The sequence below is a fragment of the Pseudocitrobacter sp. CD920760 genome (genome assembly GCF_057782505.1).
On record NZ_JBWXSY010000003.1, the window covers coordinates 27,287 to 39,547 of the forward strand.

Annotated in this window: 10 protein-coding genes and 2 pseudogenes; 4 read left to right on the top strand and 8 right to left on the bottom strand. The window is 51.8% G+C overall.

Annotation, left to right across the window (positions count from 1 at the left end):
- Positions 1-23 precede the first annotated feature (23 nt).
- Positions 24-767 (bottom strand): annotated as a pseudogene (gene rtcA, locus AC1MKH_RS25660) (RNA 3'-terminal phosphate cyclase); the annotation flags it as partial.
- A gap of 16 nt (positions 768-783) precedes the next feature.
- Positions 784-1,481 (bottom strand): IS1 family transposase gene (locus AC1MKH_RS25665; RefSeq protein ID WP_249825473.1). Its coding sequence is split into 2 segments (ribosomal slippage): positions 784-1,232 and positions 1,232-1,481, totalling 699 coding nucleotides; the frame shifts between segments, so codons are not numbered across the junction.
- A 32-nt stretch (positions 1,482-1,513) separates the two neighbouring features.
- On the opposite strand from AC1MKH_RS25665, the gene AC1MKH_RS25670 reads away from it, so the two are divergent.
- The 3 genes from AC1MKH_RS25670 (at position 1,514) to AC1MKH_RS25680 (ending at position 3,948) form a co-directional block, all read left to right on the top strand.
- Entirely contained in the window at positions 1,514-2,092 is a 579-nt protein-coding gene (locus AC1MKH_RS25670) for a DUF2726 domain-containing protein (RefSeq protein WP_032142246.1), read from the top strand.
- 324 nt (positions 2,093-2,416) lie between these two features.
- Positions 2,417-3,121 carry an IS6-like element IS26 family transposase gene (locus tag AC1MKH_RS25675; protein ID WP_001067855.1) on the top strand — a complete coding sequence of 235 codons (705 nt, stop codon included), beginning with the start codon at positions 2,417-2,419 and terminating at the stop codon, positions 3,119-3,121.
- Between the two features lie 326 nt (positions 3,122-3,447).
- A complete protein-coding gene (locus tag AC1MKH_RS25680; protein ID WP_001752509.1) occupies positions 3,448-3,948 on the top strand; it encodes a non-heme ferritin-like protein in 501 nt (166 codons plus the stop codon).
- 316 nt (positions 3,949-4,264) lie between these two features.
- Here AC1MKH_RS25680 and AC1MKH_RS25685 read toward each other — a convergent pair whose 3' ends face one another.
- From AC1MKH_RS25685 to AC1MKH_RS25700, 4 genes and pseudogenes are all read right to left on the bottom strand, one after another.
- Positions 4,265-5,245, bottom strand: coding sequence for an IS5-like element ISKpn26 family transposase (locus AC1MKH_RS25685; protein ID WP_115186704.1), 981 nt, complete (start codon positions 5,243-5,245; stop codon positions 4,265-4,267).
- A gap of 277 nt (positions 5,246-5,522) precedes the next feature.
- Complete coding sequence (locus tag AC1MKH_RS25690; protein ID WP_000780222.1) at positions 5,523-5,804, bottom strand: helix-turn-helix domain-containing protein; 282 nt, start codon at positions 5,802-5,804, stop codon at positions 5,523-5,525.
- Positions 5,785-6,114, bottom strand: coding sequence for a type II toxin-antitoxin system RelE/ParE family toxin (locus tag AC1MKH_RS25695; protein ID WP_000493286.1), 330 nt, complete (start codon positions 6,112-6,114; stop codon positions 5,785-5,787). Before AC1MKH_RS25695 ends, AC1MKH_RS25690 begins: the two co-directional genes overlap by 20 nt.
- Positions 6,115-6,718: 604 nt before the next feature.
- Positions 6,719-9,214: pseudogene (locus AC1MKH_RS25700) on the bottom strand (Tn3 family transposase); the annotation flags it as partial.
- Positions 9,215-9,388: 174 nt separating this feature from the next.
- On the opposite strand from AC1MKH_RS25700, the gene AC1MKH_RS25705 reads away from it, so the two are divergent.
- Positions 9,389-10,086 (top strand): IS1-like element IS1A family transposase gene (locus AC1MKH_RS25705; RefSeq protein ID WP_103215986.1). Its coding sequence is split into 2 segments (ribosomal slippage): positions 9,389-9,638 and positions 9,638-10,086, totalling 699 coding nucleotides; the frame shifts between segments, so codons are not numbered across the junction.
- Positions 10,087-10,282: 196 nt separating this feature from the next.
- Here AC1MKH_RS25705 and AC1MKH_RS25710 read toward each other — a convergent pair.
- Complete coding sequence (locus AC1MKH_RS25710) at positions 10,283-11,305, bottom strand: IS110-like element IS5708 family transposase (RefSeq protein WP_000156884.1); 1,023 nt, start codon at positions 11,303-11,305, stop codon at positions 10,283-10,285.
- Between the two features lie 237 nt (positions 11,306-11,542).
- Complete coding sequence (locus AC1MKH_RS25715) at positions 11,543-12,247, bottom strand: IS6-like element IS26 family transposase (RefSeq protein WP_001067855.1); 705 nt, start codon at positions 12,245-12,247, stop codon at positions 11,543-11,545.
- Between the last annotated feature and the right edge of the window lie 14 nt (positions 12,248-12,261).

Below are 12,261 nucleotides of genomic sequence, written 5' to 3' on the forward strand. Positions count from 1 at the left end.
CAGATCCGGCTTACATCTCTGCATCATTCAATGCTCACCCGCGTTACGCCGTCTGCTTCAGTCAGACTAAACCGCACTGACAAAAAACGCTCCACCACCGCGATATTGGTCAGTAGATGACATGAGGGATAGGCGACCGTAAATTCTCCCGCCCCCGCCATTGGCAGTACCAGCTGGTCGGCGAGATATTCCCCCACCGCCGCCGGGCTTGCAAGATAGCGTTTAACTTCTTGCACTAACTGCGCAGCCACCACTTCGGCACTGACGCGCTTTTCACCGACGACAAAAAAGCGTTCTGTGATATTTTCACTTTCAACTTCCAGCGAGACGGTATTACCCGGCCCCTGGTCGCGCGGCAGGTTATGAATATTCTGCTCATGCAGGGAAAAACTACCCGCCTACGTAGCGATTTCACGCTCAGCGACATGGCGTGGCACACCAGCCAGTAGCACCTCTCCACGCATCCGCACAATGTTCCCGCGCTCGCCAAGTTGCAAGGTGTTAAACGATGCCACGGGCGAGACTTCCGTTGCCACCACGCCGCCTCCGGCAGGATAAAAACCGTGACGTAACAGCGTGGTTTGCTGATGAATTCCTATTTTTGCCAGCAGCGGCTCCAGCACCCGGCGGATAAAATCTGCAGGCGGGGCCGACGGGTTATCGGTACCTCCGCTCACTTCAACACGCGAAGGACCATCGGCAAACCACAGCGCGGGCAGTACCGTTTGTAGTACCAGCGTGCAACTTCCGGCGCTACCAATAGCAAAGGGTAATGACTCCAACTTATTGATAGTATTTTATGTTCAGATAATGCCCGATGACTTTGTCATGCAGCTCCACCGGTTTTGAGAACGACAGCGACTTCCGTCCCAGCCGTGCCAGGTGCTGCCTCAGATTCAGGTTATGCCGCTCAATTCGCTGCGTATATCGCTTGCTGATTACGTGCAGCTTTCCCTTCAGGCGGGATTCATACAGCGGCCAGCCATCCGTCATCCATATCACCACGTCAAAGGGTGACAGCAGGCTCATAAGACGCCCCAGCGTCGCCATAGTGCGTTCACCGAATACGTGCGCAACAACCGTCTTCCGGAGCCTGTCATACGCGTAAAACAGCCAGCGCTGGCGCGATTTAGCCCCGACATAGCCCCACTGTTCGTCCATTTCCGCGCAGACGATGACGTCACTGCCCGGCTGTATGCGCGAGGTTACCGACTGCGGCCTGAGTTTTTTAAGTGACGTAAAATCGTGTTGAGGCCAACGCCCATAATGCGGGCTGTTGCCCGGCATCCAACGCCATTCATGGCCATATCAATGATTTTCTGGTGCGTACCGGGTTGAGAAGCGGTGTAAGTGAACTGCAGTTGCCATGTTTTACGGCAGTGAGAGCAGAGATAGCGCTGATGTCCGGCGGTGCTTTTGTCGTTACGCACCACCCCGTCAGTAGCTGAACAGGAGGGACAGCTGATAGAAACAGAAGCCACTGGAGCACCTCAAAAACACCATCATACACTAAATCAGTAAGTTGGCAGCATCACCTATTGCAGCGTTACTTATCCGGATTATCCTCAGAAGTGTAAATCAGCATTCTCCTTTGCTGATGCAATTGCATGCGGCAGGTATACGGACCGGTGATGCAGAGCGAATACTGTCCAGCGGTGAATGCTGGCAACGTCAGAAGACGCTGCTGACAGAAAGGGAAGTCAGTTTTATGAAAGGACTGTTCAGAATTGTGGATATGAAGCGGTGGTATCTGTGTCCGCAGGTACGGGTCGCGGATATCGTCCAGCTGAACGGGAATATCCGGCCACGATCACGCCAGTGGTGGCAGTTATTCAGGATGGTGTCTCAGTGGCATGTTGATGTGGTTATCGTTGAGCGGCGTTCGTTCAGTATTGTTGCAGCAGTAGAGCTGGATGATGCCAGTCATTTACGACCGGAACGCAGACGCCGGGATATTCTTCTGGAAGAGGTTCTGAGGCAGGCTGGTATTCCGTTGCTCAGAAGCCACGATGCCAGAAAACTGCTGCAGATGACCGGAGAATGGCTGAATACAACAGGGGCTGATCAGCAGTCCCCAGAACATCGTAGCTGACGCCTTCGCGTTGCTCAGTTGTCCACCCCCGGAAACGGGAAAAAGCAAGTTTTCCCCGCTCCCGGCGTTTCCATAACTGAAAACCATACTATTTCACAGTTTACATCACATTAAACGACAGTAATCCCCGTTAATTTGTGCGTCAACACAGATCTTCGTCACAATTCTCAAGTCGCTGATTTCAAAAAACTGTAGTATCCTCTGCGAAACGATCCCTGTTTGAGTATTGAGGAGGCGAGATGTCGCAGACAGAAAATGCAGGGCACTGTTGCAAATAGTCGGTGGTGATAAACTTATCATCCCCTTTTGCTGATGGAGCTGCACATGAACCCATTCAAAGGCCGGCATTTTCAGCGTGACATCATTCTGTGGGCCGTACGCTGGTACTGCAAATACGGCATCAGTTACCGTGAGCTGCAGGAGATGCTGGCTGAACGCGGAGTGAATGTCGATCACTCCACGATTTACCGCTGGGTTCAGCGTTATGCGCCTGAAATGGAAAAACGGCTGCGCTGGTACTGGCGTAACCCTTCCGATCTTTGCCCGTGGCACATGGATGAAACCTACGTGAAGGTCAATGGCCGCTGGGCGTATCTGTACCGGGCCGTCGACAGCCGGGGCCGCACTGTCGATTTTTATCTCTCCTCCCGTCGTAACAGCAAAGCTGCATACCGGTTTCTGGGTAAAATCCTCAACAACGTGAAGAAGTGGCAGATCCCGCGATTCATCAACACGGATAAAGCGCCCGCCTATGGTCGCGCGCTTGCTCTGCTCAAACGCGAAGGCCGGTGCCCGTCTGACGTTGAACACCGACAGATTAAGTACCGGAACAACGTGATTGAATGCGATCATGGCAAACTGAAACGGATAATCGGCGCCACGCTGGGATTTAAATCCATGAAGACGGCTTACGCCACCATCAAAGGTATTGAGGTGATGCGTGCACTACGCAAAGGCCAGGCCTCAGCATTTTATTATGGTGATCCCCTGGGCGAAATGCGCCTGGTAAGCAGAGTTTTTGAAATGTAAGGCCTTTGAATAAGACAAAAGGCTGCCTCATCGCTAACTTTGCAACAGTGCCCCTAATCGTGTTCAGCAGAATAGCCGGAGGAAGTTTCCTACTGTCGATAAGAAAGGATTGGCACAGGGAGTGTGAATATCGAAACACCATCACAGAATAATGCCAGATAGAAATGCGATAGTAGGGTTGGATATTTAAATAAGGAGCATCCCGACTTAAAATGAATATGACTGCGTAACCAGGCGCAATAAAAAAAGCGAAAGAATCGCTTTTATTCTGGTTGTTTTTTCGAAGAGTGACCGTTTTCTGAGATGACAAGAAATAAGGAAGTCCTATGATCGCTAGCGGAATAGTTCAAAAACTGAATGCGCAAATGAATCAGGAGTTTTATACCTCAAATTTGTATCTTCAGCTCAGCCAGAGGTGCAGCGAGAATAGCCTTAATGGCACCGCACTATTTTTGCGTCATCAGGCGCAAAATACGGTGACGCAAATGATGCGCATGTACGAATACATCAAACAGAGCGGCGCCACGCCGGTGTTACAGGAGCAACACGCCCGGTGCGGTGAATTTTCCACGCTGGAAGATCTGTTTGAGCAGACGGTAAGCGATTACCAGAAGCGCATTAATGCGCTGACCTCTTTGACGGAAGACGCCCAGGCAGCAAACGATAAGTCAGCGATTAACTTCCTGAAGCGATACAGAAAAGAGGAAATCGTGGACGGGACGCTGTTGCAAATCATTCTGGATGAAGTCCGCAGCGCTAAAAAAGCGGGCATCAACATGCAGCAAACCGACCACTATCTGGTTGGCGTGATCGATCGCTATCACTAAATCAATTTCGCAGTACGAGGAGGTTTTACGCCTCCTCAGAAAATCTGTTTTACATCAGAAACAGAGGTTTATGCCAGTGAACATTTGATACCCAACACGTCATAGTGATTTTTTAACTTAGCGTTTTTATATCGTGCCAAAAATGTCTCTGCTTGTGTCTTTATATTAAGGAAGGTGCGAATAAGCAGGTCATTTCTTCCCAAGCTGACTCGCTGATTAAAATTTCGCGGATCTGGGCCGATTTTTTTCCCGCAAACACATCGAATCAGCCTATTTAGGCTATTTTTTCCACCATTTCTGGCGTTATTTCCGGTTTTTACTGAGATCTCTCCCACTGACGTATCATTTGGTCCACCCGAAACAGGTTGGCCAGGGTGAATAACATCGCCAGTTGGTTATCGTTTTTCAGCAGCCCCTTGTATCTGGCTTTCACGAAGCCGAACTGCCGCTTGATGATGCGAAACGGGTGCTCCACCCTGGCACGGATGCTGGCTTTCATGTATTCGATGTTGATGGCCGTTTTGTTCTTGCGTGGATGCTGTTTCAAGGTTTTTACCCTGCCGGGACGCTCGGCGATCAGCCAGTCCACATCCACCTCGGCCAGCTCCTCGCGCTGTGGCGCTCCTTGGTAGCCGGCATCGGCTGAGACAAATTGCTCCTCTCCATGAAGCAGATTACCCAGCTGATTGAGGTCATGCTCGTTGGCCGCGGTGGTGACCAGGCTGTGGGTCAGGCCACTCTTGGCATCGAAACCAATGTGGGCCTTCATGCCAAAGTGCCACTGATTGCCTTTCTTGGTCTGATGCATCTCCGGATCGCGTTGCTGCTCTTTGTTCTTGGTAGAGCTGGGTGCCTCAATGATGGTGGCATCCACCAAAGTGCCTTGGGTCATCATGACGCCTGCTTCGGCCAGCCAGCGATTGATGGTCTTGAACAATTGACGGGCCAGTTGATGCTGCTCGAGCAGGTGGCGGAAATTCATGATGGTGGTGCGATCCGGCAGGGCGCTATCCAGGGATAATCGGGCAAACAGGCGCATGGAGGCGATTTCGTACAGGGCATCTTCCATGGCACCGTCGCTCAGGTTGTACCAATGCTGCATGCAGTGAATACGCAGCATGGTCTCCAGCGGATAGGGCCGTCGGCCATTGCCCGCCTTGGGATAAAACGGCTCGATGACAGCGGTCATATTCTGCCATGGCAGAATCTGCTCCATGCGGGAGAGGAAAATCTCTTTTCGGGTCTGACGGCGCTTAGTGCTGAATTCACTATCGGCGAAGGTGAGTTGATGGCTCATGATGTCCCTCTGGGATGCGCTCCGGATGAATATGATGATCTCATATCAGGAACTTGTTCGCACCTTCCCTAAGTCACCGGCGGCTTGCCTGCCACACATTGAACATTACAGACCAATTAGCACTTTGTCACCGGGGAAAGATGTAAAGATTATGTATAAATAGATTGGCTTAGAAGTGACATTTCAACTTTGGAGAAACAGGTGACATTTTAAACTTGCTTTAACAAAATTTTGGGACTGACCGAAACAAAAAGGCCAGCCCCGGAGGGCTGGCTATTCAGTACAGGGCAATGACAGGTTTCTTGATGCCGCAGGCGTGAGCGTAGCGGGTCAGTGTGTCGATGCTGGCTTTGGTGATGTTGTTTTCCAGGCGAGAAATAACCGGAGGTGTAACCCCCATGCGTTCAGCAACCTGCGCTTTTGTCAGGTTGTCATGCTTGCGCCATTCAGCAAGCAGCTCCCTGAGCTTTTCCTTACGTTCTTCTTCCTGCCATGCAGCGCGATATTCATCGTCCTGCATCCACTCGTTATGCAGTTCTTTATGGCTTACCAGTTTCATTAAGTACCTCCGCTAACCGCTTTTTGGCGAGATCGATTTCTTTCGCTGGCGTTTTCTGTGACTTCTTGATGAAAACACGGAGCATGATGATGGTATTGCCTTTGTGGTATACCCAGATTCCCCTGGCTATGTCCGTCCCCATCGTGCGGATCTCAAAAAGTCCATCGCCCAGGGGCTTCGTGTCCGGCTCCCGCAGTAATCGGGCGTCATACTCCAGTTTGCCGATGAGACGGTCAAACTTCACCCTGATTTTTACGGGTAATGCTGTGGCTTCTTCCCTGGCTTCCGGGTGATAAACAACGCTAAACATGTGACCTCCCATTTCTATTAATATTAACCTATAGGCTAATTTCAGACAAGGTAGAATTAACCTATAAGCTAATTTTGTTGGCAGTTATCGTGGCTACCCGGTCACTACCCTGTTAGCGTGAGTTTTCGTTCCACTGAGGAACGGGGATTTATGCGCGTTAGCGCATGTAAGGCGGCAGGATGAAATGACAGGTAGCACCGAGGGTTAGCCGCCGATACCAGTGAGGGATCGAAAGGGATCGCCTATCCATCCCTTCACCCTGCAAAGCCATATTCCGCTAAAAGCGGCTCAGAGGCTTTTGTGCGCGGTCGGAGTGGTCACAACAAGGCCGAAGCCGCAGTTGGGGCGTATCTCCGCGTTAGCGGGTCGTAAGAGCCGCTTACGAGCGTGTAAGCTAATTCTTCAGCGATATTTGCTGACGTATCCGGCGTGGCCGGATTTGTCCAATCCCTCGATGGCTAACAGGCGAGCTGTTAGCCATCGAGGGATTCCGTTCTGAATGCCCCGCGCTTTAGCGTGGGGAGCTACTTTTGAGGCGCTCGCGCCGATGCTGTTCGGTTATCCACTTTTTGGGGTTTGAGAGCCAATGGAACGAAAACGTACGCTAAGAAGTTAATTCATTGTTTAAATTGAAATTTAGTTCTCTCAGTTCCCCCTTCAAAATATCCTCCGGTAGCGTAAACGTATAATGCCCCAGCATATTGATATGCCCGTGCATCAGTGGGGACAACCGGGCGATATCTTCAACCCCGATTTCTTCTCCATTACTGCGTATCCAGCTCAGGGCTTCCTGCATATAAAGTGTGTTCCACAGTACCACTGCGTTAGTGACCAGGCCCAGTGCCCCCAGCTGATCTTCCTGACCTTCACGATAGCGCTTTCTGATCTCACCGCGCTGCCCGTAGCAGATCGCCCTCGCCACAGCATGGCGGCCTTCCCCCCGGTTTAGCTGCGTCAGGATCCGCCGACGATAATCCTCATCATCAATATAATTAAGAAGGTACAGCGTCTTGTTGACGCGCCCCACTTCCATGATCGCCTGTGCCAGCCCTGATGGGCGCGAGCTTTTCAGCAAAGAGCGAATGAGTTCTGAAGCATGAATGGTGCCCAGTTTCAGCGAACCGGCGGTTCGCATCATCTCATCCCACTGATCCTCGGCTTTCGACAGATCGGCACAACCACGTGCCAGTTCGTCCAGTGCACCGTAATTTGCCGATTTATCCACTCGCCAGAATACCGCTTCACCGGCATCGGCAAGCCGGGGGGAAAACTGGTATCCCAGCAGCCAGAAGAGGCCAAAAATAATGTCGCTGGTACCGGCTGTGTCTGTCATGATCTCAACCGGATTCAGCCCTGTCTGCTGCTCCAGAAGGCCTTCCAGCACAAAAATGGAATCTCGTAATGTGCCGGGGACAACGATGCCGTGGAATCCAGAGTACTGATCAGAGACGAAGTTGTACCAGGTGATGCCACGTCCGGAACCAAAATATTTTCTGTTAGGTCCTGAATTGACGGTTTTCACCGGCGTGACAAAGCGCATGCCGTCAGCTGAAGCCACTTCGCCGCCACCCCAGCGGCCAGCAAGCTCCAGTGTGGACTGAAAATCAACCAGGCGGACATTGGCGCTGACCAGCGTTTCTGCCCGGAGGTAATTCTGTTTCACCCAACTGAGCCGGTGGCGCGTCAGCGCCGGTATATTGTGCTTTATCAGCGGTTCCAGCCCGATATTGCAAGCCTCAGCCATCAGGACCGCGCACAGGCTGATGTGCAGATCCTGCGCCCGGGCCCCGGATTCACTGACATGCGTAAACTCACGTGTAAAGCCCGTTCTGGCATCTATCTCAAGCAACAGTTCCGTCAAATCTACCGGCGGGAGTAGCTGCCTTACCCGACTGTTGAGACGATGCAACGATGGTGGCTCCTCCAGTTTCTCCAGGCTGCTGATAGTCAGGGAAGGATATTTACCGTCATGGCAGATATTAACCTCCGCATTTCCTTCAAAGCGGGATGCGACGGCTTTCCAGGTTTTATCCAGTTGGACCGCCAGCTGTTGCACGCCTTTATGTCCATCAGTGGGATGTCCCAGCGCCCGACAGATGGGGACCCGCTGAACCTGCCATTCTTCCCCCTGCAACAGCTTCTCGCGGGGATTTCCCCAGCGATCGCTGTTTTCGAGCCAGATGTCCCGTCGGCGTAGTGCATCCTGAAGGCGCTCCAGCAGACAAAGCGAGTAACCGGCACGCTGTATCCGGCCCTCCGCATCGTATACCAGGCGTTTCCAGGGGCCGGTAATAATATGTTCAGGCGCATTGTCCAGGATGCGCTTTTTCGAGCAGTTCAGTTCGGTCAGATAATGAATGGCGGACAACGTATGTTCTCCGGCTGGCGCTGCCTGGAAATGCAGGTCGCGCAATACCGCCGGAAGAAAGCGCTTTACCCGCCCGTACTGCTCCACCATTTCGTCATGGAAATTGTTGTTCTGAGGCCGGGCCAGCTCATTTACCTTGCAGACGGATTCTGCCAGCCTGCTTTTCGGTATGCTGTTGAATATGGTCTCCCTCAGTTCAGCATCGTCAGCCTGTTCATCCAGCAACAATGAACATGCCCGCGCCAATATTAGCGCAGCACGATCAAGATCTTTAAGCGTCCTGAGCCGTTTTTTCTGCCCCGTTTTCTTCGCCGCACGAGTGATATCCAGTATCAGCATATCGAGCACATCAACGGCCTCATCCAGCGCCGCAGTCTCCTGCGCTTTAACGAATGCTGTGAGTACGGCCAGTTTTCTCTGCTGTGGCATTCGCGCGATATATTTTACCGACGCCATGCCTGCGTAACGGGCCAAATTACGCAGTTGTATAGCAGGCAGACCGGTAAAATTCAGTCGGGAAAATTCCAGGTTTCGCAGCCGGATATACCGCTCCAGCGCTTCGGTAAATGCCGGGCCGCTGACGGTGACCGGTCCCTTTTTCAGTTGCTCCAGCGGTGAAGTACGCTGCCCCTCAGGAATGTCCAGAAGCTCCGTCACGCGGGCGGTCTGCCAGCTGTCCGGCAACGCGGCCAGTTTCTTCCACAGCCGCTGATTTGCCCGTTCGCGTATTTCACCGGGTCCGCTTGGAAAAAGGAAATTATCCTACTATAAGGGCTTCCCCGAACAGTCAACGCCGGTTTTTAATTTCTGTCTGTTCATCAATGAAAGGCAAGGGATAAGACTGCGCTACTGGTGATGCTGCCAACTTACTGATTTAGTGTATGATGGTGTTTTTGAGGTGCTCCAGTGGCTTCTGTTTCTATCAGCTGTCCCTCCTGTTCAGCTACTGACGGGGTGGTGCGTAACGGCAAAAGCACCGCCGGACATCAGCGCTATCTCTGCTCTCACTGCCGTAAAACATGGCAACTGCAGTTCACTTACACCGCTTCTCAACCCGGTACGCACCAGAAAATCATTGATATGGCCATGAATGGCGTTGGATGCCGGGCAACCGCCCGCATTATGGGCGTTGGCCTCAACACGATTTTACGTCACTTAAAAAACTCAGGCCGCAGTCGGTAACCTCGCGCATACAGCCGGGCAGTGACGTCATCGTCTGCGCGGAAATGGACGAACAGTGGGGCTATGTCGGGGCTAAATCGCGCCAGCGCTGGCTGTTTTACGCGTATGACAGGCTCCGGAAGACGGTTGTTGCGCACGTATTCGGTGAACGCACTATGGCGACGCTGGGGCGTCTTATGAGCCTGCTGTCACCCTTTGACGTGGTGATATGGATGACGGATGGCTGGCCGCTGTATGAATCCCGCCTGAAGGGAAAGCTGCACGTAATCAGCAAGCGATATACGCAGCGAATTGAGCGGCATAACCTGAATCTGAGGCAGCACCTGGCACGGCTGGGACGGAAGTCGCTGTCGTTCTCAAAATCGGTGGAGCTGCATGACAAAGTCATCGGGCATTATCTGAACATAAAACACTATCAATAAGTTGGAGTCATTACCTGCGCTACTATAAACGGTCATGCTGAATCGCTAGTGATTCGGACCCTGATGAAAGACGCTCGTGAGATCCTCCTTCGTTAATCGGATAGTGATATCCAGTAGGATATGCAGATACTTCTCACGGGGGTCTAACCCTTTACCATCAACAATTTACAGTTCAGTTACTACTCAGTTAAATTTTTCATGTTGTTGAATACAGTCTGAAGTCATCGCCGTAATGTAATGATGCCCAGCACAACCTCGCATTCTTGGCGGCGATTGCAACGACAGCACGCCAGTATCCCCGCCTACCAATCAACGAGCAGACCCAACGGCTAAACGGGTCCGTTCTATTCTCTGCCCCTACCATTACAGAACGGGCTCCCTGGACCAGTAGGGTTCGCAGATAGGCATCACCCGCTTTTGTTATCCTGCCAAGCTTTGATTTTCCGCCACTACTGTATTGTGATGGCGTTAGCCCCAACCAGGCTGCCAGTTGGCGCCCGTTCTTAAAATCATGGGCATTGCCAATACTGGCGACCAGCGCACTCGCTGTGGTGGGCCCAACACCTTTCAGTTCCATTAACTGCTGGCTGCGATGATCTGTTTTGGCCACACGAGATAATACCCTGTCATATTCGGCGATTTTCTCTTCAATATTAGTGACATGTGTCAATAGATCATCAATGCACAGCCTAACCTGTACTGGCAGAGTTTCCTTCTGGTCAGAAACAACATGACGCAGAGCATCAGTGCTTTGTGGGGCAATAACCCCGAATTCAGATATCAGGCCCCGAAGACGGTTATACGTTGCTGTTCTTTCCTGGATAAATCCCTGTCTTGTCCGATGTAAGCATTGCATTGCCTGCTGGCTTTCGTCTTTGACTGGTACAAAGCGCATATGCGGCCGCTGCACTGCCTCACAAATAGCTATTGCATCAGCTGCATCATTTTTCCCGGTCTTACCCGCCATGCGATAGGGTGAGACAAATTTCGGAGCCATCAACCGGACATCATGGCCATACTGCCTGAATAATCTTGCCCAATAGTGGGCACCCGAGCAGGCTTCCATTCCAATGACACAGGGAGGTAAACCTGCGATGAGTTCAGAAAGTGCTGCACGCGACACCTTGGGTTTAACCAGAACAGCTTTACCATTTTGGTCAATGCAGTGAACAGCAAACACATTTTTAGCAAGATCGATACCGACAGTGGTGATGGTCATAACGAATCCCTCTGGGTCAATGTTTATCCTATGATTGCACGAAAGTTAATCAGGCGCATATCTAGGGGAAGTCCCTTCCATTCGTTAAGCGTTTTAAGCTAACGGGTGATTTCGTTCCATTGAGCGCGAACCCCTGACCGTAAGGGATGTACGAAATGATCCGGCTGTCCGTTAATGGTTTTGCTGGCACTGTTGCAAAGTTAGCGATGAGGCAGCCTTTTGTCTTATTCAAAGGCCTTACATTTCAAAAACTCTGCTTACCAGGCGCATTTCGCCCAGGGGATCACCATAATAAAATGCTGAGGCCTGGCCTTTGCGTAGTGCACGCATCACCTCAATACCTTTGATGGTGGCGTAAGCCGTCTTCATGGATTTAAATCCCAGCGTGGCGCCGATTATCCGTTTCAGTTTGCCATGATCGCATTCAATCACGTTGTTCCGGTACTTAATCTGTCGGTGTTCAACGTCAGACGGGCACCGGCCTTCGCGTTTGAGCAGAGCAAGCGCGCGACCATAGGCGGGCGCTTTATCCGTGTTGATGAATCGCGGGATCTGCCACTTCTTCACGTTGTTGAGGATTTTACCCAGAAACCGGTATGCAGCTTTGCTGTTACGACGGGAGGAGAGATAAAAATCGACAGTGCGGCCCCGGCTGTCGACGGCCCGGTACAGATACGCCCAGCGGCCATTGACCTTCACGTAGGTTTCATCCATGTGCCACGGGCAAAGATCGGAAGGGTTACGCCAGTACCAGCGCAGCCGTTTTTCCATTTCAGGCGCATAACGCTGAACCCAGCGGTAAATCGTGGAGTGATCGACATTCACTCCGCGTTCAGCCAGCATCTCCTGCAGCTCACGGTAACTGATGCCGTATTTGCAGTACCAGCGTACGGCCCACAGAATGATGTCACGCTGAAAATGCCGGCCTTTGAATGGGTTCATGTGCAGCTCCATCA